The organism is Bacteroides sp. D22 (assembly GCF_000163675.1).
Lineage (GTDB): Bacteria > Bacteroidota > Bacteroidia > Bacteroidales > Bacteroidaceae > Bacteroides > Bacteroides xylanisolvens.
Genome location: NZ_GG774804.1, coordinates 1 through 25,635, shown reverse-complemented (window position 1 = coordinate 25,635; position 25,635 = coordinate 1). Strand labels below are relative to the sequence as shown.

Genomic DNA, 25,635 nt, shown 5'->3' with positions numbered 1-25,635 from the left:
GTTACGCAAAATAACAAAGAATTTTATAAATAACAATGTTTTTTACAAAAAAAGTAACTCGTAAGGGTGGGTTTTTCGTTTTCTTTTTAGATATTTGTCATACAAATGACAAATTACCCACTTTTAAAATCAATTTCAAAGATGAAAAAAAGCTTAATGACTTTAGGTGTACTCGCTCTTTTCGTCCTCATGGCCTATGGACAGGAAAAGAAATTTGCCCTCTACAGTGTAGCGTTCTACAATATGGAGAATTTGTTTGATACCATTCACGATGAAGGTAAGAATGACTACGAGTATCTTCCTAACGGTACTAATCAGTGGAATACGATGAAGTATAAGGCTAAGCTGAAAAACATGTCGGAAATATTAAGCCTGTTAAGTACCGACAAGTTGCCAATGGGTCCCGCCATTATCGGCGTTTCTGAAATCGAAAATTACAGAGTATTGGAAGACATACTGAAGCAACCGGCTTTAGCAGACAGAGGGTACCGATATGTTCACTACGAAGGAGAAGATCAACGTGGTGTGGACTGTGCTTTCTTCTATAATCCCAAATTGTTTGAACTGACAAATAGTAAACTCGTACCTTATGTATATATCAATGATACAGTGCATAAGACACGTGGTTTCCTGATTGCCAGCGGCAATATCGCAGATGAGAAAATGCACTTTATCGTCAATCACTGGCCTTCGAGAGCTGCCGCTTCTCCAGCACGTGAACGCGCAGGAGAACAAGTTAGAGCTATCAAAGATTCACTGTTAAGGGAAGACTCCGCAGCCAAAATTGTTATCATGGGGGATATGAACGATGACCCGATGGATAAAAGTATGGCTGTAGCACTTGGAGCTAAACGGAAACCTGTTGATGCAGGTCCTACAGACTTGTACAATCCATGGTGGGATACTTTGAAGAAAGGATATGGAACTCTGATGTACAAAGGTAAATGGAATTTGTTCGATCAAATTGTATTCACCGGAAATTTGTTGGGCACTGACCGCAGTACACTGAAATTCTATAAACATGAAATCTTCAGCCGTGATTTTATGTTCCAAAAAGAAGGAAAATATAAAGGATATCCTAAACGGACACAGGCAGGTGGTGTATGGCTAAACGGATATAGCGATCACTTGCCTACTATTATTTATCTAATTAAAGAAGTGAAATGACAAAAGCATTATTTAAACTATTCATCCTGTTCATAACTTGTAGCACTGCAATCTCATGTAGTGAACAGGATTCGCCTGAACTTCCAGACAACTCAGGCAATACCAATCAAGGAATTGCCTCTATTGACCAAACACAAATCAATGCCAATGGAGGCGGATTTATCATTCGTGTAAAAGCTGATGGCACATGGCAGGCTTCAAGTAGTGAGACTTGGTGTACATTGAGTAGAACATCCGGCAATGGAAATGGCTCTATCAGTGGATATATGAAAGCAAATACCGGAGCTGAACGAAGTGTCATTATTACAATCACAGCCGGAAAAGAGGAGGCCAAATTCACACTCAAACAATTAGCAGGCAATGGTTCAAATCCTGATCCAGATCCGGACCCTAATCCATCAGGGTATGCAGGAAGAATCGAAATTCCTAAACTGAAAGGTGGAAGCATGAACATTTTTCATACCTGGACAACTACAGAGAATGGAAAAAAGACTGTCACTTACAGTTATGAATACGATTGTACGAAAAAACATGTACGTTGGGTAGCATTGACTTTTGACAATGTGACTTCTCAAAAGAATGTGGATCGTAAAGACGATTATAAACCAGATACTAATATTCCGGCACAATACAGGACTGACAAACAAGACTACTATTCACCGTATAATAGAGGACACATGGTAGCTTCAAGTGACAGATTATATAGCCGTGAAGCAAATAGTCAGACATTCTATTATTCTAATATCAGTCCGCAACTAATAACCGGATTCAACCAAGGTGGAAGTACTTGGGATGCGATAGAGAACAAAGTACAGGAGTGGGCAAAGGTGTCAAATCCTCAAGATACAACTTACATTGTGAAAGGAACATCCATAGATTATGCAATACTGGAAACAGGTACGTATGGTGTCAAGATACCTAAATATTACTTCAGTACAATCTTATCTTACAAGAATGGACAGTACAAAGCTATTGGATTTTATATAGAGCACAAAAGCGACAAATCAAAAAATATTAAAGCATGTGCAAAATCTATCGATGAGTTAGAATCCATAACCGGGCTTGATTTCTATCATAATCTACCTGATGAGATCGAGACAGCAGTAGAAGCAAATTACAAAGAGAGCGACTGGTCTTGGTAAAGGCTCTTTCTACAAATATCCCTATCTATTAATATCAAGTAAAAATAGATAGGGATATTTGTATGGAATTATATACATGAGCATTTTATTCTAAAATAAATCTAAGAATCTATCTCGTCCATACAAATAACAGTTGTTTTATACCTAAAAGCCTCTTTAAATATAGAAGAACAGCAACAACACGAGATTACAAGCAATCACTACACCGAATCCTCCCAGAATCCAAGGACGAAGTTTACTTCCCTTCCCAGCAAAGAATAAAGCATAGAACATATTTACCATTATATTACTGATGATAGCCTGCATACTACAAGCAGTAATTATCAGTGCAGCCACACTGCCTATATTTTGCAACAAGTTTAATATAAAAGGAGTTATATCACTAAAACCGGAAACAAAAGACAAGAGATTTAATCCGCCTGTGCCCGCATACACTAACGTATAGTGAGTTAAGAAAGTGAATATCACAAAGAGTACGGCAAAAATCAAAGCAACTTTAAATTCCAACGGGTTGCTACTATCATCTTCTTCTGTTTCAGCAGGCTGGTCTTCCGGTCGTTTTTGTCGGGAATGGATAAACCAGGCAACAATAGCCGCCACCACCGCCATAGTCAACAGATACGGATAAATAGACAGGAAGATTTCTCTACTGAAAATAAGTATCAGTATCATAAATCGTAGAAACATCATGCTGACAGCCAACAGCATGGCAGCAACATAATCAGTCGCTTCCTGTTCAGAGGCTTTCCGGCTTTTACGGGCAAGTACCGAGATCGTAGCCGTACTGCTGTATAATCCACCAATAATACCAGAAACTAACGTTCCGGATTCATGGAATACATATCTCTTTAATAGGTAAGAGAGATAGGAAATGCCGGATACTACTACCGTTGCCAACCAGATAGAATAAGGAGTAAGATTAATATCCGGAATCAGATTCTTATGCGGAAGCATCGGTAATATGATACCGCTGATAGCCAAGAACTTGGCTAACGTAATCATTTCATCATTCTTCATCCGTTGAGCAAACTCTGTAAAAGTATGTTTGAGTTCAGTCAGCAGGAGCACAGTCACAACTACCATGACATAAAACCAGGAAGGTTGGGTAGCTACGATAGGAGCCATACAATAAGTAATCAGGGCAATAATGATGGTAGTTACACCAAAAACATGAAATTGTGATTGCTTTACATAATAGTTTAATCCCAACAGCAATCCCAATACCGCTCCACCTCCCATAAACAGACGCATATCCGTAGGGTCTAAGATATAAAGCAAGTAACCCAGTATACCAATAAAAGTAAAAGTGCGGTCAGTTCCGAAAAGAGTAGTTTCACCCTCACGCTTCAGACTGATTCGACGTTGCGAAAGTCCGATTAATAAAGAAAACAAGGTTACTAAAACAAAAGTAACCAATTCACGCGGCACATAACTGTACAACTGTTCCATATCCATACACTGCTCTCTTTTTTATATAAGAACAAATATACGGTTTATTTGTTAACGCTTACCACGTTTTATACGGTTTTTTCATTAACTGTGAGTTATAGTAGCGTATGTCGCCCGTTACCTCCTCACCGATAAAGTCGGGTTTTACAAAAGCCTCATCTTCCGATTCCAACTCTACTTCTGCCACAATAAGTCCTTCATTCTCACCATAAAACTCGTCGATTTCAAATACATGTTTGCCACTACGTACCAAATAGCGGGTCTTGTCAATAATCCCCGGTTCGCAAAGCCTCATCAATTCTTCTGCTTCTGATAAGGCCAGCTCCTTTTCCCATTCATAACGACTGGTACCGGAAGCATTAGAAGCTCCCTTTATTGTCAGATAACCTTTTTCATCCCGAATACGAACCCGGACAGTACGCCCGCGAACACTACTGATATACCCCTGCACAATATGACTCTGCGCAAAAGCCGAAGACTTGAATTCACCGATAACTAAAAATTTACGTTCTATTTCCTGTGCCATGGCACAAAGATAAATTAAAAATTGAAAATTGAGAATTAAAAAATGATAGTTTGACATCTCACATCATGTATCAGAAAACTACAATTCTTAATTCTCAATTTTCAAGTCTCAATTTATTTCAGAATCTCGTCATAAACTCAATCACGATTTTGTCCCGTTCCGATTCTTTTGGAACACCGGAGTTCTTATAGAAATATTTCTCGAAGTTCAGTCGGAGGTCAGCAATGAAAGCTTTGGAAAGACTTAGTGTGATTCCGCCTGTCACACGATGTCGGGCATAATCATTTATAATCAGAGCTTTTGTCGTTTCATCCATCTTGCCATCACTATGATCGGTCATCATATCATAGCGAACCAGGAAAGAGATTTTATTGAACACTTTCTTTAATGGTAAATCGTAATTAATAAAACTATTCACTGCATGAACATCTTTAAATGCTTCGTGACCGTACATTTTATATAAATATTCCGCCTCAATATGAAAACGGTCATTCTGATAATAGATACCGGCATCGTACATATTAATCCGCACATTTTCCGGTTTTATCATTTGGGTGCTAAGTGTCAGATTCCAGTTCTTATTGGGCAATAACTGCGCTTTTATGGAGTAATTCAGCGTTTTATGCCATTCTTTCTGATTTGTCAGACCGGAGCCGTTAAACAATCCCCCTTCAAGAATAAATGGGATACCTTTTTTATTCGTATAACCAGCCGTCAAACCGACATCACGCACATTTCCTACTTGCTTGGCAATGAATGAACGGTTGGCAAAATACTGCTGATGTGGTGAGCGGTGAGCATCTATCGTGAAAGGAACGCGCATCTGACCGATCGTAAAATTCAGGTCTTTCACCGGAAAAACACGTGCATACGCATCAAGCATCTTGATAGAGCCTTCATCGGAAAGGTCGATTTCCGCTTTATAAGCAACTATCGGATGCACATTTCCCGAAACACTGAAGCGTGCATTACGTACTTCAAAACGGCTTTCACTTGTTTCTGTCTGATATTCGTACTTTCCCCGGATTGTTCCGTGAATCTCCGGCAGATAATCCTTAAACTCCATGGTCTGTTTATCCAGCATCTTACCATCCCCTGCATCTTCTTTTGCCTGTCCAAAGGCCATTGTCGCCAGCAAAAGCATAACGACAGTTGTTCTGATTCTACTCATTTCAGTTGTCTGCTACTAAATTCACGGCAAAAGTACAACTGTGAGGATACACGGAGATGACAAATTAACTACGGGAAAATGACAGAAAAGTTACATTTATATTACAGAGAACACAAATGCATTACAAAACAAAGAGTTCGCCACAAATTACGCAGATTAACACAGATCGGATTTGATATTTATCCTATCAATAACCAAACAATCTGGGTTAACCGTATAATTTGTGGCGAACTTATCAGCCGAAAAAGGAAAATGCGATCAGCATAATCAATGCCAAAATAATTAATGAGACGAACACTATTTTGACAACCTTCTGGGCTTGTTCTTCTTCTTTCTTACTAATTGCTACTTTTTTCTTCACCTTACCCATAATAGTTAGCTTTAAAGTTCAACGCTAACAAAGTAAGTACAAATCTATTAACTTTCCAAAAATAATTCTTGCTAATTTTATTTTTTATGATTCTTGTGAAGAAAACTCCATCAGATAAGCTTTGATAAAGCCATCTATTTTGCCATCCATCACACCGTTCACATCCGAAGTCTGATAGTTGGTACGATGATCTTTCACGCGACGGTCATCAAATACGTAGCTACGGATCTGGGAACCCCACTCGATCTTCTTCTTACCGGCTTCCACTTTCGCCTGTTCTGCCATACGATGCTGCAATTCCTTATCATACAAGATGGAACGTAGTTGACGCATTGCATTCTCACGGTTCTTCGGCTGGTCACGGGTTTCGGTATTTTCAATCAGAATTTCTTCTTCCTCACCGGTATAAGGATCTTTATACTGATAACGCAAACGGACACCGGATTCTACCTTATTTACATTCTGTCCACCGGCACCACCGCTTCGGAATGTATCCCAAGAGATGTTGGCAGGCAAAATATTTACCTCGATACTGTCATCCACCAGCGGAGTAACGAATACAGAAGCAAAGGAAGTCATACGTTTACCTTGCGCATTGTACGGAGAAACACGAACCAGGCGGTGCACACCGTTCTCTCCCTTCAAATAACCGTATGCAAAATCACCTTCAATATTGATAGTACAGGTTTTGATTCCGGCTTCGTCACCTTCCTGAAGGTTGGCAATGGTAGCTTTATAACCGTTGGTCTCGGCATAACGCAGATACATACGCATCAGCATAGAAGCCCAGTCCTGACTTTCCGTACCACCGGCACCTGAATTGATTTTCAACACACAATCCATCTGGTCGGCTTCGTCACGAAGCATATTTTTGAGTTCGAGTGCCTCTACCGCTTCACTAGCTTTGGCGTAAGCAGCGTCCACATCTTCCTCGGTCACCAGTTCTTCTTTATAGAAATCAAATGCCAGTTCAAGTTCATCTGCCAATGTCTTGAGTTCGTTGTAGCCTTCAATCCACTTTTGCAGGTCTTTCACCAATTTCATTTGAGCTTCGGCCTTCTTCTGGTCATCCCAAAATCCCGGAGCTTGTGTTCTTAATTGCTCTTCTTCGACTTGAATTTTCTTCCCGTCGATGTCAAAGATACCTCCTCAGCGCATCAGTGCGCTCTTTCACGTCTTTAAGTTGTTCAATAGTAATCATTTGATTTACAATTTTATTATTTACAAAATTCAGATATCGGGGGACAAAGATAAGCAAAAATCTGCTACCTTTGTTTTTGTTATTAAAATGTTGTCATATTATGAACAAACTATTGAAACTTTCTTGCTTGTCACTCTTCCTGACATAATATCTGGGTACTTCGGACATGACACCGGAGGAACTGAAAAGTGAATTCTATCGCTTGGCTTGTACTTTCTACGTATCTCCAGGCAACGAACGTACGTATGTCATACTCTCCGGACTGAATGTGAATATGCCGGAATCGGAGGCTGCATTCAAACTGGCTAAAGACGGATTAACGAACCGCCTGCGTACCGAACGTATCATCAAAGGTGACATCATCTGGAGTTATATCAATGCACAGGACCTAGGCCAAAACGTAGACCCGCGTATCAAGCTCTACAATGATATACAGAACATGACGCTGAAAGACATTGCCGATTTCCAAAAGCAATGGGTAAAAGGACGCACGTATGTTTATTGCATTCTGGGAGATAAGAAGGATTTGGAACTGGATAAGCTGAAAGCTGTAGGTCCTATTGAAGAATTGACACAGGAGCAGATTTTCGGATACTAAAAAGGAACGAATAAACTAAGTATGTCCTCTAAATAAGTTTATACTATCAAAATCAAGAAGTTTTTCTTTATAAGGAATTTGTAAAAATGAAAACAATACAAACTAATTAGGGAGATGTACTTATAAATAATAAACGGTGAACAACTCTGCCAATTGTACAGATTGTTCACCGTTTTATTGTTTGCGACTTATCGTTTACGGTTTACCGTTTCATATTTAACGTTCACCGTCCATCTCTTATTTCTCATTTTCTTCGTACATCTTTTCAATCTGCTCACTATAATTCTTGGCAACTACCGACCGTTTCAATTTCAACGTATTAGTCAGTTCTCCACGTTCCATACTGAACGGTTCGGGAAGCAGAGTGAAACGTTTGATTTGCTCATAGTGTGCAAACTGCTGTTGGAGTGTATCAATCCGTGCACGGAACAATCCTACAATCTTCGGATGTTTCAACAGTTCCTCCATATCTTTGTATTTAATGCCTTTTTCTTCCGCATACTCTTTCACAAACCCATATACAGGAACAATCAGAGCGGAAACAAACTTACGCTGATCGGCAATAATGGCAATCTGGTCAATATAACGGTCAATAACCAATTTCGTTTCCAAAGCTTGCGGAGCAACATATTTACCGTTCGATGTTTTGAACAGGTCTTTAATGCGTTCCGTCAGGAAAAGCTGGCCATTTTTAAAGTAACCGGCATCACCTGTATGGAACCAGCCATCGGGTTCAATGGCAGCAGCTGTAGCTTCTGCTTTCTTATAATAACCTTTGGTAATCGTCTTTCCCCGAAGAAGAATTTCATTGTCTTCACCGATTTTCACTTCAATTCCCGGAAGTACAACACCTACTGAACCGATATCATAGCCAACCGGCAATGTACAAGATACAGTGGCCGTCGATTCCGTCAAGCCATATCCTACCACCATATTGATTCCTACCGAATGGACAAATTCATTGATTTCATCGGGAACGGCAGCACCGGCAGTCGGGAAAAAGTTACCGTTCTCAATACCGATTGTTTTTTTCAGTAGAGAGTAGATTGTCTTTTCGTAGAATTTATATTTCAGTTGATTCATCACCGGAGGAGTCTTACCCAAACGCAGATAATCCAGATTATGGATTCTACCTACCCGGATAGCATCCAGCATCAGTGCTTTCTTCAACCCTGTTGTCTCGTTAATTTTCTCCTGTACACCTGCATATACTTTCTCCCAGAAACGGGGAACACTACACATCAGTGTCGGACGAATTTCCTTAATCGTTGTCTGAATATCTGCCGGACGGAGATTGATACAAATCTGCACTCCTTTATGAATACAGAGATAACACCATGCTTTCTCAAACACGTGTGTCAAGGGGAGGAAATTCATAGATACATCCTTATCCGACATGGTTGTCAAACGGTCATCGTGTGTATGAAACTGTTCCAGATAACAGGAATGATGAAGCATGACGCCCTTCGGTTCACCCGTTGTGCCGGATGTATAGAGAATGTTTGCCAAGTCATCGTATGAAGCCCGTTCGGTACGCTCTTCTACCGTATCATTGTGAGGTAATCCCTCTCCCATCGCCATAAACTCATCAAAATAGATAGACGATACGTCGCGGGGATCTTTCACTACCGAACGGTCAAAAATAATCAGTTGTTGCAGAGAGGTACAGAAACCAAAGATGCTGAAAGCAGCATCATACTGGTATTGCTCGCCTACAAAAAGGAAACGAATCTGCGCATCATTAATGATATATTGCGCCTGCGCAGGTGAACTCGTTGCATAAAACGGAATAGTAACAGCCCGATTGGCAAACGCGCCAAAGTCGACATAGAACCATTCGGGTTTATTCTGTGAAAATATACCGATATTCTCTTGTTCTTCTACTCCCAATGCCACGAAAGCATTAGCTGCTTGCCGTACTGATCCGGAGAACTGCTTCCATGAAATAGGAATCCATTGAGCTGTCTCATAGTCACGGTATTTTAAGGCTACCTTGTCGCCATATTTTTCGGCCTGACGATGGACCAGGACAGATAAATGATGATAAGTCATACTCTTTGTATTAGTAAATATGGTACAAAGGTATTGGTTTTACTTCATTTAGGCAACATTAATCCAAGAGTTTTGCAACGAACATTATGAATCAGATATTTGGCAATAAAAACCAAACGATTATAAACCAAACTATGCCAGCAAAGTATACTTCATCTTTACCGGCATAGTATAAATTACACTCTACTGTAAATTAGGAAAAATAATCATATTCCCTAACTCCTATCGATACAATCGTATTTCAGCACATAATGCATTCACAGACTCACCATTAGAGAAATTATCCAGTACATGCACTGTCAGATATCGCAGTTTTACAGGCGAATAAAAAGCTATTTCCCAAGGAGTATGATCAGAAGGCATCCCTGTTGTGCATGTCGCTATACCTATGCGCGTCAAATTATCCGGATCATCCCCACCTAATAATTCCACTTTTGAATAATCCAAATTCCATGCTCCCCAATAACCAGCAGGAGTAATTGAAAGCCCTATAATTTCCTGAGGCTCATGCATATGAAATGGTATTTTAGCATTTGGATAGTCAATATAACTCATTAGGAATGTGTTCATGTCATCATCACTTAAATCTTGTGTAGGAAGGCCATATCCTCCAATCACATCATAAGAAGTAACATCAATCATTGTTTTATCTTTCAAACTACCATTCACATCTATATTCGTGATTTCCTTATTCACTTTCCATAAATATGTACTATAATTTTCACTTATCTCAACTGCATCAGTAGTTACCAAAGACAAAGCCACCATTCCACTCTCAGCAAGTTCCTTAAGTGAACCAGATTCCTCATCAAGCGTGAAGGATATCATCTCCCCACTTTCAAGTTCTCCCTTTTTGATGGTAACCGTTTGATTCAGAAAGGAGATTGCGTCTTCTCCCAACCATGTTACGTCATCCTCTCCAGCATCCGATACCGAATTCTCCACTTTCATCGAAAAAAACAAATCCTGGGGAGCAGCATTGGTCAATTGCACCCGGAGATCCACCTGTTCGGAACCCGCAATCAAATCCCCTCCGTTTCCTGCCTGCACAACTGTAGATTCCATATAATTCTTGGGATAAAAACAACGGTTGTCAATAAATGCTTTGACAATGTCACCACTGTTTCCTTCCGGGAAAAGAGTGCTTCCCACTTCCCGTTCACTTTCACATGCAACAAACCACAATGGCAAAAGCAATACCATCGAAGTTATGATATTCTTCTTTATTGATTTCATGATATTTCAGTTATAATACATTATTTAATTGTTAGCATTGAGGCGAACATTATCTCTCCATTCAACAGGATCATTACACCATGCCTCATTTCCATTTCCTGTAGCATCGGTAAACCTGTCACCTTTTCCTTCATTGAATTTAAAATAAGCAAACAATGCATTGGAATGAGGATCGGTCGCATACAAGTTGTTGGCTATTTCCCGCTGAGATAAAGCCCGCTTCCATAAGCGGAATTCGCTCATCTGAACATCTGCTTTCAAATATTCGGCATTTCCAATTTTACATTTCGTTTTACTGAGATTGGTCACTTTACCCGGTACATCTATCGAATTATCCAATTTTCCGTCAACATACAGATACAACTTGCTGCTTGTACACACCCAAGCTATCTGATACCATTTATTCTCTTCAAACAACGTTGCACTGTTCATCTGTAAGCCCTGAGTCTTTATCTGCAAACGATTTCCTTCAATGGGGGCATCACCAAAACGAGTATAAATCTGCCCATCCGATTCGCCCAAACTGCTTGAACCATCAAAAAGGGCCTGATTATTCAATTCCCCAACCTTCTTCCCAAGTTTGCTCATATTGACACAGAACTCTAAAGTCCATTCACTTAAAGATAAATCTTCAACCAAACTGAAAGTAGCATTATGTCTAGAGTTGAAAACCGGGACTGAAGTCACAATGGCCGGATCAAGTAAATAAAGTATAGTACTTCCAGGTTTCAAGACCTCTGCCGCGCCATCTTTACTCTGAAGTGTCAAAGCAATGGCGTATTTATTTCCGCTATCTTTCATTTCCTGCGTCAAGGGAAGAATTTCCAATCCTGACGATTCCGAAAGAACCTCCCCCTGCTTTATCACAGCCTCTTTCCCCTTAAAATTATACTGTTCGGCAGGAAGAAATTTATAGGATGTATAATTAACTTCATTATACTTTGCCAATAATTCAGCATCTTCCACAAACTCAAAGTTATAGTCTTTCTCTGCCGGATCGGAAAGACGCACATTCAAATTGGCTGTCACCAAATCTTGATCAATAAACACTTTTAATGCAGTATTCGGATTCGTACCAGTTTGTGAAATATAGGCCTGATTATGTAACACCGAATATTCGGCATTATCACAACCGACAAACAGACATGTAAAGAATAATAGTCCGATTATATTTTGTTTTAATAAATATCTGTTCATTTTTTATTCGTTTTTATTTACTTAATACTTGGATTCTGAATTTGTATGGCTTTACGCAACGCCGGATAAGTTTCGCTCCCTTGTGCATTCACTTTATACTCATATTCCATATGGTAAGTTCCTACACCGCCTTTGCGATATTGTATGCCACCAACCGACGGATTCCAATAAGCAAAACCACTAAGTGAATTTATCTCCGTGCCGTCAGGAAGTATAAAAGCCGCCCCACCAGTCTTGGCATGATCCTCAAAATTCTCACAGATAATAATCTTTTTCGCAATCTCTCCAGCTGTCGCCACATCTTTAAAGTGGGCATACTGTTTGTCGAAGCGAGCATCCAGCCGACTGTTGTCTTGCTTATAATAAGTTGTATACGTTTGCAGAATCAGATAATCAAAATGGTGAAACAGCTCAGCAGGCAGTGCATCCGGTTCACCATCCACAACCAGCATTTTTCCCGTACCAGACTTCGGGCCGACTCTCTTCGACATCGTTTCCACAAACTTCGCGATTACTTGACCGTTATTTTGCCAAAGTTCCTTATTGGTAGGAAACGGATGCTGTACATTCGGTTCAGCATCGAAATCGAACCCATCATAATTATACTTTTCGATCGTATCACACAAGGCGTTCGCATATTTCTCCACTGCAACCAACCGATTCTCCAGTGAATAGTCCCACCCCCAGAACTTATGTCTCCAGTCTTCTATAGATGTACCATTGTCTATTTCCTCCTGTGGCATCGGCGGTGTAATCTGGTCGCCAATATCAAGCACCAGGAAACAGAACAATACCTTCGTTCCCTTTTTTTCTTGCACATAACGTAAATCTTCCATCATAGCAGGTGACGGATTCTTCCAGTTTCCCCACAATGACACAAAATCTACACTATCCGGCAATCCTTTTAAGGAATTCTCATAAGAGGCACCGGTTCCCGTCCAGTTACCATACCATCCGAACGCAACCGGATGATCACTCTTTTTATATTCACGCAGACGGGCATAATAAGCCTCATCCTTATTAGATATAGTCAGATTCGCAGGATCTTTAATTTCCGTATCCAACCAATCATCACAGGCCGTCAAAGCAAATGATATTCCTAAAATTCCAAAGAAATATTTATATAATCGTTTCATTTTTATAGCTTTTTACATTTAGATTTCTTACTTGTTACCGCCATTTTGCCACCACATCCTTGCAGCATAATCATCTTTCCCGCCTAACATTTCAACAGCTTTCCGATAATTTTCCTGATTATTGCCATTCATCTCTCTCGGATCAAACGGAATACGATTCGGCACATCCAGATCGTATCCATTGGTGGACTGAGCCACAGGAAATACGCAAGGATAACCGGTACGACGTATTTCATTCCATCCTTCCTGACCATCAGGAAACAAAGCAATCCATTTCTGTACAATCAGCCTTTCCATTTTTCTTTCGGGGGAATCATTATCATCCCACTTCACCGTGATTGTACTGACAGGTGCATGATTGCCTCCATATCCATCCGCAGCATCATAATAATACTCTTGTGTGTTTTCCGAATTTTCCAAGTAGTAATATTCCTGGCCGGCCACCCCCCATTGTTCAAACGACAAACGAACCGCCTGATTATAAAGCGCACCGGGAGTTCCTCCCATATCCCAACCTAACATCGCACCTTCAGCCCGGCAAAATGTCATCTCGGCAGCCGTCATCCACATTCCCCTTGAGTCTTCCTCAATATTGGCAGCAGAATATTTTTTCATAGCAAGGTCCTTATTGGTCACGTTGGCACCTGCACGGCAACCCACAACCGAACGTCTACCATATTCTTCCGTATTTTTAAAATACTGATAAATACGCGGGTCGCCAAAACCATTCATATAACTTTCCAAATCGGCACAGGCACGACTGTCTCCCCAGTCGACAGAAGTCTTATACTGTCCATTGGGAATATATGTTATAGCGCAATTGTCCTCGTTCTGTTCAATAACTCCCGCTTTATACGCTTCCACAGCAATTCGCTGAGCTTCATCCTGATTGACAAATCGCATGCGGATGGCCATACGCAACTTCAACGAGTTTGCAAATTTACACCATTGATTCATTTTACCTCCATACACCTTATCCGCATCCGCTTTCAAAACCAATCCCGGATTCGTCTCCACCAAAGGAGTTATGATGGAAATTGCTTTATCCAGAGTCTCTATGAGATGGCTATACACTTTCTCTTGAGAAGAATAAGCATTGGCATCTTCTTCCACCCCAATAGGAAGAGGACCGTATGTATCAGTAAAACGCAACATTAACTGCGCACGTAAAATTAATGCCAATGCATACATGGGGCCCTCTTCTTGTGTGAGGACAGCCACAGCATTAAATGAAGACGTCGCTTTGGCAAACACGTCCCGCCACGGTACGATTTTCCAATCGTCCGATGCATTAAAACAAGTATAATTCTTCACCGAAAAATCCGGCTTCACATAAGTCATGTAACGCCCCAAATAATTACCAATAAGATCTTCCGTATTTTGATAAGTATTCTCCTGTTCAGGAAAAGCAAAGTTCTGCAACTCTGTGATAAAAGAGGAAACCGCATAGTCGTCTCGTCCAAGCTCTTCCAACGAAGTCTCATGTCCCGGACGGTTAGCATCCTCAAACCCCGCAGTACAAGAGGTAATCCCGAATAGAACAAATGAACCGATCAACCAACTTCTCACTATATTTATTTTCTTCATCATCTTTCTTTTTTTTAAGTTAATATCAAAGTTTCAATTTGATGTTGAATCCCAGGGTACGCAAACTTGGCTGCATAAAATAATCAAACCCTTGATAATAAGTCCCTGTTGACGCAGTTGATTCCGGATCAAACGGAGCCTTCCTGTATATCATAAACAGATTATTGGCAGTCACTCCCAAGGTCAGTTCTTTACTCTTCAACCATTTTCTAGGTAAAGTATAGCTAATATGAGCTTCCTGTAAACGTACATTGGTCGCACTGTAAATATATTCGGACCATATAGGATTGTCTCCACCTACTACCGCATAATATCCTTCGGCTGAGATTTTTCCGGTATTTACTGCTATACCACCATTATTTCGTGCTTCAGCACTCACCGCTGAAACGCCATACTCATCCAGAATAGCCTGTGTCTGTGACATACATATACCTCCCAGGCGCGCAGTCAGGACAAATCCCAGATTCACACCTTTCCATGAAAAATCATTTGAAAAACCAAGATTGCCTTTAGGCAATACCGAACCCCGGTATTGTGGATTGGACAAGTTGGTCTGCATCACATTCCCGTTGGAATCAAGAGCGATATTCCCCTCAGCATCACGCTTAAAGTCAGTATATGTATAAATATCGCCCATACCACCACCTTTTTTCAGGACTACTCCGCAACCACTAAGTCCTGCCTGCCTTACCACCTCATTAGGATTCTCCAACAGTTCTACTATTTTGTTACGGTTCATACTGTAAGCCAATGAAGAGCTCCATGTAAAATCCGCCCAGGATTTAGTATATCCCACCGATAATTCCAATCCACGATTCCTGATATTACCTGTTTGAATATATTCCTTATTAAAACCTGCAGCTCCAGACGTAACATCCCGCAACAATGTCTGTTTGCGTGTATTGGATTGGTAAACAGTCAAGTCAACAGACAAAGCATTTCCAAACAAGCGTGCAGTGACACCTGCCTCCCATGAATCCGTACGTTCCGGATAAAATTTCTTCGGAAATTTGTAAGTTACTGTTTTATAAGTTCCCAAAGCGGGATTATATTCATACCTCCATGCCGATGACAGATTAGGCTCAATGGCCGAACCGACAGACGCCCACGAAGCACGTACTTTCAAATAATTAATCATTTGTGGCATCTTCGCCATTTCCGGAATAACCGCAGATACCCCTACAGAAGGATAGAAGAATGATGTTTGTGCGGTTCCATGCAAAGCTGAGTCCCAATCATTACGACCGGTCAGAGTCAAGTAAAGCATACTTCTATACCCCAACTCGGCACTGATAAACATTGAATTGATATAATGTTTGTAGCTCTCAAAAATAGGACGATTGTCATTGGTTGCGTTTCCATAATCTATAGCATTCGGTGTAAACACATTAGAAGGAGCTTTCAGACCTCCCTGAAAACCGGTAACATCATATTTCAAACGGGAAAATGAAGCACCCATATTAGAAGAAATGCTAAAATTCTCCCCTAATGTCTTATTGATATTAAGCATCAAGTCTCCATACAATGTCTGATCATTAATCTTATCATAGCCATAAAAACCGTAATCGGAAGGTGCAAACAACTTTAATGTAGAGGCATACCGTTTATCTTCCTGCTTAGTGGCAGCATCATCCCAGCGCAAACGCCCGGTAACATTCAGCCAGTCTAATATTTCATATTTCAGGCTGGCACTCACCATATAACGATTCCGGTCATTAGTGCGATTCATACGGTTTGCCACCCAATAAGGATTCTGCATCTTAAGAGCATCTCCATAGTTCCAATTTTGCACATATATCTTACGAACAGGATCATATACCTCAAATGTACGGATTGCATCAAAACTTTCTCCCCTCGGGAAAAGATAAAGAGAAGTCAAAGGGTTAAACCACTGACCTTGAGCCATCAGATTTTTATCTTTCTCACGAATATAATTAAAGTTAAAATCACAAGTCATCTTATCATTCAAGAATGAGGTGGTATTACGAAACGTAAAATTATACCGATCATATGAGTTATTAGGAATAATCCCTTGTGCATTCGTCGTACCCACAGAAAGATATGTCTGATTCTTGCTAGTACCTGCTGTCAGTGAAATATTGTTTTGAATATTACTACCCGTATTAAAGAAATCAGCCGGTTCATAAGTACCGAATTCCGAAGCAGCTTTATCTCCCCAAGTTTTTATCTCCCCCGGACGATTCACATATTGGTCCTGAAACTTTGGCATTACAAATGGATTGGCAAACTGTGAACTATTAGAAATCGTGACGGACACTTTTCCTTCTTGCCCTTTCTTAGTAGTAATCATAACCACTCCCTGAGCAGCAGCCGAACCGTAAAGAGCGGCAGCAGCCGGTCCGCTAAGCACCGAAATAGACTCGATATCTTCCGGATTGACATCCGCAATACTTTCTGTCCCCGGCTGATTCGCATACATCATTGCATCCCCCTTCAATTCTCCCTGGCTTCTACCAGTCACAGGAATACCATCAATAACATAAAGAGCCTGATTACTTTGGCTGATAGACTTCGGACCACGCATCACCACACGGGCAGCGCCGCCCATACCAGCTGAGGAAGCATTGATATTCACTCCTGCAACCTTACCGGACAATGAATTCATGAAATTGGCACTCTTCACAGTAGTGACAGCATCATTGCCCACTTTCTGAACATTATAACTTAATGCTTTCTCTGAACGTTTAATTCCTAAAGCCGTAACGACCACTTCCCCCAGTTCCTGAGCTCCATCCTCCAAAACAATATTGACAATATTTTCTGTAGCATGAGTCTCTTTTGTCTGATAACCTACGTATGAAAAAACAAGAACAGGCGTTGCAGTCTTAGTTGTTATTTTATAATTGCCATCCAAATCGGTCACCGCACCGTTAGTTGTTCCTTTTTCAATCACTGTAACTCCGATTAACGGTTCTCCTTTCGCATCTACAACATTGCCGGATATATTTCTGCTTTTAGCCTTTTTGATATTTTGTTCCGGCACAATCATTATATAATTATCTTTTATCAAATATGTAAAACCTGTTCCTTTAAGAATTACTTTCAAAGCTTGCTCCAAAGGTTGTTTTTCAATATCTAAAGATATTCTATTCACAGGAAGTTGAGAATCATTATAAGAAATAGACATGTGGGTTAACTTCCTGACTTCAGCCAATGCTTCCTGTAGTGAAATATTTTTTCTTTTTATTGTTATTTTACTACTATTCTGAGCATAAATCGCTGACCCTACTAATAGCAGACAAATTATTAATATACTTTTTCTAATGTTTTTCAGATATAAATTCATATCTTAGTAGCGTTTTAGTGTTAAAATCATAATATTTTCTCAAGTCAAACAAAGGTAGTAAACTATTTTTTACACCATTTTAATACTAAACTTATTTCATATCCGGAGTAGGTGGGGCCTTCTCCGGATATTTTTCTACATAGGCGGAGTAAATTGAGCGTTAAATAATAAGAAAAATATTCATTACCAAATTATATGGCAGGCATTGTCTTTCAAACGATAATCAAATTGGCCGACAACCACTTGCATCACTTCCAAAACTTCTTCCAGCCCTGCATTTTCTTTAAACACAAAGTTGTAGCGATCCTGATTACGTTTCTTCGTAGAAACATAAAACATAATTCCAAAATGACGCTCCAATGTCTGTATAATTTCAGCAATTGTGGCTTTATTAAATACAATTTCCCCTCGTTGCCATGCCGTTACATCTTTCATGTTGGCAGTCAGCACTTGGCAGTCAGCTGTACATTTATTATACACAACCTGATATCCGGGAGTTAAAACATAACTAATCGTATCATTACAGTCCACTCGTACTTTCCCTTCGATCAAAGAAGTGGTTATTATATCTTCTTCCGGATAAGCTTTCACATTAAACTCTGTTCCCAAGGCAGTTATTGCCATATTTGATGATCGCACAATGAAAGGTTTCTCCGGATTTTTTGCCACTTTAAATTCGGCTTCTCCCATCAGATAAACCGTTCGGGTCTTGCCCTCCAGATTTTCAGGATAAAATACATATGAACCAGAATTCAGACATACAGTAGTTCCGTCCGGAAGACTGATTGTCTCTCTGGCCCCATTATTCACATAATGTTCCACCATTGCGATATTGTCCCTGTCAAAATGATTATAACTTACCCACAAAGTAGTTGTCACAGACAGAATGACGATAACAGCAGCTGCCGCAACAGATTTCCACAACTTCCAACGATTTACATTCGTAACCATTGGAGTATATTCAATGCCGATTTTATCCAATACCTGCTGAAACGAATGCTCCATACCGTGTCCAAACTTTCCTTTCGTCTTAAACCATAAATTATGAAGCGCCATTTCTTTCTCTTCTGCAGAATCAGGACTAATCATCCAACGATGAAATCTGTCGATTGTCCGCTTTGAATAATCAAAGTCAATAAAAGAGCGTAGCTGTTTTTCCAATTTACTTTTCATCTATACCAAATCAAGTGTTACATATAAGAGACAACTTGCCAGACATACATACTTAGTCTAAATAGAAAAAAAATAAAAATAAAATGATTTTTTTTAGATCTTGAAGGGCTTTATAGATATGTTGCTCAACTGTACGAACCGAAACATTCAACTTCTCAGCAATTTCCGGTGAAGTCATCCCTTCCTCTCTGCTCATTAAAAAAACACGCCTGCGCTGTTCCGGCATGCGTTCAAGAGCCATCTGAACAAAAAGCTCAAGTTCATGAGCACAAAATTCATCATCCGGCGTAGGCAATCCCAGTTCCGCCATTCGCATTTTTTCTGCTGCAACATCCAAGTAGTCATATTCAACAGCCTTATGCTTCAAAAAATTATAGATATGGTTTCGTACAACTGTATATAAATAACTATCCAATTTTTCACGTTCTAACCATAAATCCGGTTTCTCCCATAGCTTAACAAAAATATCTTGAGCTATATCTTCTGCATCTTCTTCTGATTTTAACAATTGCCATGCGAAAGTTTTTACTTTGGGAAAATTCAGATCAAAAAACTTTTTAAAACGAAGAACTTTATCTTCCATTCGTGTGATAATCATCATGTATATCCATTAAGATTAACAAGTAAAATATAAAACCCTTCAACAAAGTTAATTATTAAATAATTTATCAACAACCTTTTTCATAAGAAAAGAATCAAAAAAAGAAAGATTTCAATAGTTTTCCGGACCTAAGCAACTAATAATCAATAGATAAGAATTAATTCATTATTTTTATTTGAAACAACTGTGCAAAACGACTATCTTTGTGCAAAGATTAAGGTATAGATAAAAGATTTGCACTATGAAATATGATATTCCGTATATGACAACAGAGGCTGTAAGCCTGCTTAAATCACTGATTAGTATTCCTTCAATCAGTCGGGAAGAAACCCAGGCTGCGGATTTCCTGCAAAACTATATTGAAATGGCAGGTATGCAGACGGGACGTAAAGGAAATAATGTGTGGTGCTTTAGTCCGATGTTTGATCTGAAGAAGCCGACTATTTTACTTAACTCCCACATAGACACAGTGAAACCGGTTAACGGTTGGCGGAAAGATCCGTTCACTCCACGTGAAGAAAACGGTAAGTTATATGGATTAGGAAGTAACGATGCCGGTGCCAGCGTTGTTTCGTTATTACAGGTGTTCCTGCAACTATGTCGTACTTCGCAAAAATACAATCTGATTTATCTAGCCTCTTGTGAAGAAGAAGTCTCAGGAAAAAACGGAATTGAAAGTGTATTGCCGGGACTTCCTCCAGTCTCATTCGCTATCGTAGGAGAACCTACAGAAATGCAACCTGCCATTGCCGAGAAGGGATTAATGGTACTAGATGTGACCGCAACAGGTAAAGCAGGCCACGCAGCACGTAACGAAGGAGACAATGCAATTTACAAGGTGTTAGACGACATAGCTTGGTTCCGTGACTATCGTTTTGAGAAAGAATCACCCTTGTTGGGTCCCGTGAAGATGAGTGTCACTGTTATCAATGCCGGTACACAACACAATGTGATTCCCGATAAATGTACTTTCATCGTCGATGTCCGGAGTAACGAGCTTTACTCAAATGAAGAATTGTTTGCTGAAATCAAAAAGCATATTTCCTGTGAAGCCCAAGCTCGTTCATTCCGTCTCAATTCTTCACGAATCGACGAGAGACATCCGTTTGTTCAAAAAGCTGTGAAGCTAGGACGCGTTCCTTTTGGTTCTCCAACATTGTCCGACCAGGCACTAATGTCCTTTCCATCAGTGAAAATAGGTCCGGGCCGTTCGTCACGCTCACACACGGCAGAAGAATATATCATGTTAAAAGAAATAGAAGAAGCTATTGGACTTTATTTAGAGCTATTGGACGGGCTTCTGATTTAAGCCATAGCTATTCATACTTGCTGTAAGAAATCCGATATAACTGTCACGGCAGGTATGAATTGTCCACCAATACGAACAAATTCATCCAGATTAGCAAATCACGATACTATAATACAACAATCATTCCAACAGATTAAACAATGTCTTTTCCAGCTTCTTACTTCTTAAATCTTTTGCAACAACAATGCCCTCCGGATCTACAAGAAAAGTTTTGGGTATTGCATAAATACCATATACATCAGCAGCATCCACATTCAATACTTGTGTCCAGTTCATTCCGAGTTCTTCAATAGCAGTCCTCCAAGCTTTCTGTTTCTTATCTATAGAGATACTAATCACCTCAAATCCCTTAGAAGCATATTTCTCATAAGCAGCTTTCACATTGGGCATTTCATTCCGGCACGGACCGCACCATGAAGCCCAAAAGTCTATTAACACATACTTCCCCTTACCTACATAGTCGGACAACTGTTTTATCTCTCCAGCATTGTCTTTCACCTTAGCGTTCGGAAAACGTTCGCCAATCTTTATCTTAGCGTCCATTGCCTGCCGTTTCTTTTGTTCTTCACGCTCCTCCGGAGTCATTTTCTTTTCACGCTCGGCCTCAAAACGCCGGGCCATTTGCCTCATTTTTTCTAATTTATCTTTCACCAATACATGCTGCGCAAACACAGAAGAAGCCTCGCTCATCATATCTTCCAATAGACTGTGATATATAGACACTTCTTTTAAAGATAACAGAAATACTCCCACCAAACTGTTTTGGTGTTCTTCTACAAAAGCGCGAATCGAATCCCTCTGTGCCAAATCTATCTCCACATTTCTCCGCCATATTGCAGCAAATGCAGTATCCCGTTTCAGTGCTTCTCTAAAACTCTCTCCGGATTTTTGGCTCATGACAAGTGAAATATTACTTTTCACTATTTGTTTGTTATTATTTATCACCGACTGCATTCCTTTCCAAGCCACATCCAAAGTATCATTCAGCGGCGTACCTCATACGGTCCTCGTGGTAAGATTGATCACAATCTTTCCTTTTTCGAGAATCAACGGATAAGTTTCTCCATCCCTATCCTTAATAAGTGCAATATTCGGTGTCTGACGTACACCAGAAAAAGAGAACTTTCCCTTTTTCACTTTTGCACTGTCGAGAACGACTTCTTTGGCTTTTTCTCCATCATCCATCAGACACAAATACAACAACTGATTATTCCATTTCTCACCAGCATTGCCTTTAATCGAAAACTTTCCTTGTGCAGAAGAAAATATAGCAATAGCACAAAACGTGCATAAAATCATAATTCGATTTCTCATACGGAATAAGTTTATACCAAAAAAAAGTTCACACTCATGTTTAATACCTACTATTGTCATTTCAAATTCTAATAATCATTTGAACTAATAATAGATCTTCTTATTTTTCTTATCGGAAACGACCTGATAATCTTTCACCTTTACATTAAAATATGATTTAGACTTTCCATCATCATTAGAAGGCAACTGTTCTTTATCTTTTTTGTGCGGCAACTCAAGAATATCTATTTCTTTCACACTCTTCTTCAGTTTCGGGAATAAAAGACTGATATAAATATATTTATGATTAAATCCTTTGACAGCCAACAGCCTCCCCATCGGAGCTCCACCATCATATCCCCGCACATTATACTCATCGCCACTTTTCTTATCGATAATCTTAAATCCCGGACTATAATACAACCATTGCCAATCCCAATAAATAGGTTGTATGAATGTCACTTTAGTATCATTCTTTCTCCTTTCAATCGAATATAAAGAAGGACTTGTAGACATCCCATTCTCATACGCTTTCTCATACACTTCTTCAGGAACTACAACTATACTATCACTAGGAAGCATATAAGCTTGTGCATATAATTCTTTATCACGTTTCTTCTTTTGCTCATATTCTTTCAACCGCTGTTCACCTCTTTTTACTCGTTCACTTTTCTCCGGCATTACCTCTTTGGACATCTCGGTATGGAGTTGCTGCACTAACAACGGCGTTGTCTCACGCATAACAATCAATGAAGCCTCTTTATATTTTTTACCTACGGGAGATTCATAAAATGCAGCAACAGCTTTTAATTCTTCCAATGTAAAATACTTCTCATAAACAGGCATATACATTTCAAACACCTTATTTTCTACTTTCTCTTTCCAGTTTTTAGAGAACTCATTCCAATAAGCCTCATCCTTTTTCGGCGCATTCAATTTCATTATAGATGATAATCTCTGGAGAAAGTCACCCGTAGTAGTCGAAGTACCAGAAAAATCCATGATTTTCTTCAACGTTTCTTTGTACTCATCTGTCGCATTTGTATTTTGTGCAGAAGCTGATAAAATTAAAGCAAGCAGTGCAATTATACACATCGTTACTTTAGGAAGAAAAATGTTTTTCATAATTATCTGATTTCATTTATTTTGATTCCATATTTTATTTTGCATTTTTTACAAAGATACACATTAAATCTATATCATTTAATAGAATAGTACAATCAATGAGGCTACTATCCGGCTGCCCTGCAATGTATAGATAAACAAAATATCCCCTATTCATCGCTAATTATAACATTCATTCCCCTCTCTTATCAAAATTACGTTGAACAATTCATTTCAGCTTTTAATATGATATTATTATCTTTTTCTCACATACTTCGTTCATTTTTCGTAATTAACGCTATCTTTGCAATAGGTCGCTAAATCTAAATAAGACTTTCAAAATACATAATATACGAATATGAAAAAGATTTTATTTTTATATATCATTCATCTAGGATTTGCCCTACAACCCATACAAATTCAAGCTTGTTGTCTCGACAATGAGGCTGTTCTCGCCAATGGGACTGCCATTATTCTACAATCACCTAAAGTGGACAATACCAAAACCATTCAGTTCATCAAAGATTTCTACGCAAACTACGTTTTTGGAGCAAAGAATTATGTTCCGGCAGTAAAAAAGCATTGTACAGCCAAATTGCAAAAGCAGCTGAAAGATAACTACGAGTATGACGGCGAAGGATATGCGATATGGAACTTCCGAACAGGTATGCAAGACGGACCAAGCGACATATCTAAAGTAACATCAGTAACTGCATTGGGAAATGGTTTATACAAGGTCAATTTCATTGATATGGGAATAAAGGGTAACCGTACTTTGAAAATTATCGACGTAAACGGGACACTGAAGTTCGATGCTATTAGATAATCCCCTCTAAGCAGATATATTATCAATTTAACAGATAACTAAAAAAGCCTTACTATTCAATCAAACAATGAAAGTAAATCATCTATAAGACTACATCCTTCACCGCTTTCACCTTCTTCCTGAAACCTCCATCCAGAGCAGGAAAGCGGGTGAAAGCGACCATGCAAAGCCCTTCTATCCTACTTTCAAAGGTTTCACCTACACAATTCAAATCGTTTCCATTTACCGCCGAAGCACATCACGAGACACCCCGTAATAACCCGCTGCAGCCACATAAATCGGCTGCATACGTTTGCCGATATTTTTCAATTTGCCTTCTTCCAGTAATCGCCGGAGGTGACGGTTCGCCGTAGTCCGTGTCATGCAGCATACCTCCTGAAAATCATAACGAAGCATTACGTCATGATCGGCGAAATATTCCTTCAGCCGCATATCTATCTCCACCTCCGACAAAGACTCCGAATGGCGCGCATACTTACTCCGGCTGGCTTTGACACCTACCAATTCACCCCGCAGGCGAGCATCCGGACGGAAACCGATTGTTTTCAGTTCCATCTTCGACCATTTGTTTTTAGTACTGCGGGTCACCTTTTGCGTGCTCCTCAAAATAGGGGCAAAATAGCCTAGCCCCTCGATATGTACCTCGCGTCCTTCACGTAGTTCTTCACCACAAATTTGGGCAAGCATCTCGAACGCATTTTTTACATCACCTACAGAAAGCGAACTGCGTCCGTGAATCATCCGGCACAGTTTATCCGTTCCCACCTTACCATTCAAAAAAATGCGGGGATGCAAACCTTTCTCTTCCGAATCATCGGACTCACCGGGATTCTCATACCAATCGTAAAGTATAGCCATTAGTAGTTAACGTTTTGATAGTGAATATATTTCATGTAAAAACTTTACAGGGAAAACGCACGAGTGCTAATTGTTTAATAATCAATAGTTCCCTTCTCTTCTCAAAACTTATTTAATGGCAATACTCTTGTATATCTAATAATAAATAAAGTCTTCCTAGTTACTTTTCCTCATATAGACGTGTCACAACTTTACATGGTCATGCCACCTATTGCTTTCATCCTTTTTAATCTTCGGGCTTCTTCAATTGATATATTGATTATTTATATTGTATTCATTCTGGTATTTCATTATCTTCACGTCTAAATAATAAACAGTAATGGATAAGATTG

At 39.6% G+C, this 25,635-nt stretch carries 22 protein-coding genes and 1 pseudogene; 5 read left to right on the top strand and 18 right to left on the bottom strand.

Features of this window, described 5'->3' with window-relative positions; genetic code table 11:
• The first annotated feature begins 141 nt into the window (after positions 1–141).
• Positions 142–1,167: an endonuclease/exonuclease/phosphatase family protein gene (locus HMPREF0106_RS14295; RefSeq protein ID WP_004299560.1), complete on the top strand. Its 1,026-nt coding sequence runs from the start codon at positions 142–144 to the stop codon at positions 1,165–1,167.
• Entirely contained in the window at positions 1,164–2,309 is a 1,146-nt protein-coding gene (locus HMPREF0106_RS14300; RefSeq protein ID WP_009039757.1) for a DNA/RNA non-specific endonuclease, read from the top strand. The genes HMPREF0106_RS14295 and HMPREF0106_RS14300 overlap by 4 nt, the downstream gene beginning before the upstream one ends.
• 156 nt (positions 2,310–2,465) lie before the next feature.
• Here the strand turns inward: HMPREF0106_RS14300 and HMPREF0106_RS14305 are convergent, their stop codons facing one another.
• The 5 genes from HMPREF0106_RS14305 to prfB all read right to left on the bottom strand — a co-directional run bounded on the left by HMPREF0106_RS14305 (position 2,466) and on the right by prfB (position 7,026).
• Positions 2,466–3,758 (bottom strand): MgtC/SapB family protein, encoded by a 1,293-nt coding sequence (locus tag HMPREF0106_RS14305; RefSeq protein WP_032851284.1) that lies wholly within the window; start codon positions 3,756–3,758, stop codon positions 2,466–2,468.
• A 58-nt stretch (positions 3,759–3,816) separates the two neighbouring features.
• A complete protein-coding gene (locus HMPREF0106_RS14310) occupies positions 3,817–4,284 on the bottom strand; it encodes a CYTH domain-containing protein (protein ID WP_009039755.1) in 468 nt (155 codons plus the stop codon).
• 118 nt (positions 4,285–4,402) lie between these two features.
• Positions 4,403–5,455, bottom strand: coding sequence for a porin (locus HMPREF0106_RS14315; RefSeq protein ID WP_009039754.1), 1,053 nt, complete (start codon positions 5,453–5,455; stop codon positions 4,403–4,405).
• 235 nt (positions 5,456–5,690) lie between these two features.
• Entirely contained in the window at positions 5,691–5,825 is a 135-nt protein-coding gene (locus HMPREF0106_RS28115; RefSeq protein WP_004299554.1) for a hypothetical protein, read from the bottom strand.
• Between the two features lie 84 nt (positions 5,826–5,909).
• Positions 5,910–7,026 (bottom strand): peptide chain release factor 2 gene (gene prfB / locus HMPREF0106_RS14320; protein WP_117683141.1). Its coding sequence is split into 2 segments (ribosomal slippage): positions 5,910–6,962 and positions 6,964–7,026, totalling 1,116 coding nucleotides; the frame shifts between segments, so codons are not numbered across the junction.
• 271 nt (positions 7,027–7,297) lie between these two features.
• On the opposite strand from prfB, the pseudogene HMPREF0106_RS0124555 reads away from it, so the two are divergent.
• Positions 7,298–7,624: pseudogene (locus tag HMPREF0106_RS0124555) on the top strand (insulinase family protein); the annotation flags it as partial.
• Positions 7,625–7,861: 237 nt separating this feature from the next.
• Here the strand turns inward: HMPREF0106_RS0124555 and HMPREF0106_RS14325 are convergent.
• The 8 genes from HMPREF0106_RS14325 to HMPREF0106_RS14360 form a co-directional block, all read right to left on the bottom strand.
• Positions 7,862–9,676 carry an AMP-dependent synthetase/ligase gene (locus HMPREF0106_RS14325; protein ID WP_008024263.1) on the bottom strand — a complete coding sequence of 605 codons (1,815 nt, stop codon included), beginning with the start codon at positions 9,674–9,676 and terminating at the stop codon, positions 7,862–7,864.
• A gap of 222 nt (positions 9,677–9,898) precedes the next feature.
• A complete protein-coding gene (locus HMPREF0106_RS14330) occupies positions 9,899–10,912 on the bottom strand; it encodes a hypothetical protein (protein ID WP_009039753.1) in 1,014 nt (337 codons plus the stop codon).
• Positions 10,913–10,936: 24 nt separating this feature from the next.
• Positions 10,937–12,109: a DUF1735 and LamG domain-containing protein gene (locus HMPREF0106_RS14335; RefSeq protein ID WP_009039752.1), complete on the bottom strand. Its 1,173-nt coding sequence runs from the start codon at positions 12,107–12,109 to the stop codon at positions 10,937–10,939.
• Between the two features lie 17 nt (positions 12,110–12,126).
• Positions 12,127–13,245, bottom strand: coding sequence for a glycoside hydrolase family 18 (locus tag HMPREF0106_RS14340; RefSeq protein WP_009039751.1), 1,119 nt, complete (start codon positions 13,243–13,245; stop codon positions 12,127–12,129).
• A 27-nt stretch (positions 13,246–13,272) separates the two neighbouring features.
• The gene (locus HMPREF0106_RS14345; protein WP_004313866.1) at positions 13,273–14,832 is read right to left on the bottom strand and encodes a SusD/RagB family nutrient-binding outer membrane lipoprotein; all 1,560 of its coding nucleotides are present in this window, start codon (positions 14,830–14,832) and stop codon (positions 13,273–13,275) included.
• A gap of 25 nt (positions 14,833–14,857) precedes the next feature.
• Positions 14,858–18,139 carry a SusC/RagA family TonB-linked outer membrane protein gene (locus HMPREF0106_RS14350; protein WP_032851269.1) on the bottom strand — a complete coding sequence of 1,094 codons (3,282 nt, stop codon included), beginning with the start codon at positions 18,137–18,139 and terminating at the stop codon, positions 14,858–14,860.
• Positions 18,140–18,322: 183 nt separating this feature from the next.
• A complete protein-coding gene (locus HMPREF0106_RS14355; protein WP_004309565.1) occupies positions 18,323–19,312 on the bottom strand; it encodes a FecR family protein in 990 nt (329 codons plus the stop codon).
• A gap of 52 nt (positions 19,313–19,364) precedes the next feature.
• Complete coding sequence (locus HMPREF0106_RS14360) at positions 19,365–19,910, bottom strand: RNA polymerase sigma-70 factor (protein ID WP_008642840.1); 546 nt, start codon at positions 19,908–19,910, stop codon at positions 19,365–19,367.
• Positions 19,911–20,154: 244 nt separating this feature from the next.
• On the opposite strand from HMPREF0106_RS14360, the gene HMPREF0106_RS14365 reads away from it, so the two are divergent.
• Positions 20,155–21,222, top strand: coding sequence for a M20 family metallo-hydrolase (locus tag HMPREF0106_RS14365; RefSeq protein ID WP_009039749.1), 1,068 nt, complete (start codon positions 20,155–20,157; stop codon positions 21,220–21,222).
• Between the two features lie 120 nt (positions 21,223–21,342).
• Here HMPREF0106_RS14365 and HMPREF0106_RS25420 read toward each other — a convergent pair whose 3' ends face one another.
• The 3 genes from HMPREF0106_RS25420 to HMPREF0106_RS14370 form a co-directional block, all read right to left on the bottom strand.
• Positions 21,343–22,119 (bottom strand): TlpA disulfide reductase family protein, encoded by a 777-nt coding sequence (locus HMPREF0106_RS25420; RefSeq protein WP_232286771.1) that lies wholly within the window; start codon positions 22,117–22,119, stop codon positions 21,343–21,345.
• Between the two features lie 99 nt (positions 22,120–22,218).
• Entirely contained in the window at positions 22,219–22,536 is a 318-nt protein-coding gene (locus HMPREF0106_RS28415) for a DUF4369 domain-containing protein (protein WP_232286770.1), read from the bottom strand.
• Between the two features lie 84 nt (positions 22,537–22,620).
• Positions 22,621–23,640, bottom strand: coding sequence for a DUF2059 domain-containing protein (locus HMPREF0106_RS14370; protein ID WP_009039748.1), 1,020 nt, complete (start codon positions 23,638–23,640; stop codon positions 22,621–22,623).
• A 337-nt stretch (positions 23,641–23,977) separates the two neighbouring features.
• Here HMPREF0106_RS14370 and HMPREF0106_RS14375 point away from each other — a divergent pair, with 337 nt between their 5' ends.
• Positions 23,978–24,445, top strand: coding sequence for a hypothetical protein (locus HMPREF0106_RS14375; RefSeq protein ID WP_008642832.1), 468 nt, complete (start codon positions 23,978–23,980; stop codon positions 24,443–24,445).
• A gap of 82 nt (positions 24,446–24,527) precedes the next feature.
• Here the strand turns inward: HMPREF0106_RS14375 and HMPREF0106_RS28110 are convergent, their stop codons facing one another.
• Together HMPREF0106_RS28110 and HMPREF0106_RS14380 are read right to left on the bottom strand one after the other, a co-directional pair.
• Positions 24,528–24,656 carry a hypothetical protein gene (locus tag HMPREF0106_RS28110; RefSeq protein ID WP_255344231.1) on the bottom strand — a complete coding sequence of 43 codons (129 nt, stop codon included), beginning with the start codon at positions 24,654–24,656 and terminating at the stop codon, positions 24,528–24,530.
• A gap of 11 nt (positions 24,657–24,667) precedes the next feature.
• The gene (locus HMPREF0106_RS14380) at positions 24,668–25,303 is read right to left on the bottom strand and encodes an HU family DNA-binding protein (protein WP_004309558.1); all 636 of its coding nucleotides are present in this window, start codon (positions 25,301–25,303) and stop codon (positions 24,668–24,670) included.
• Between the last annotated feature and the right edge of the window lie 332 nt (positions 25,304–25,635).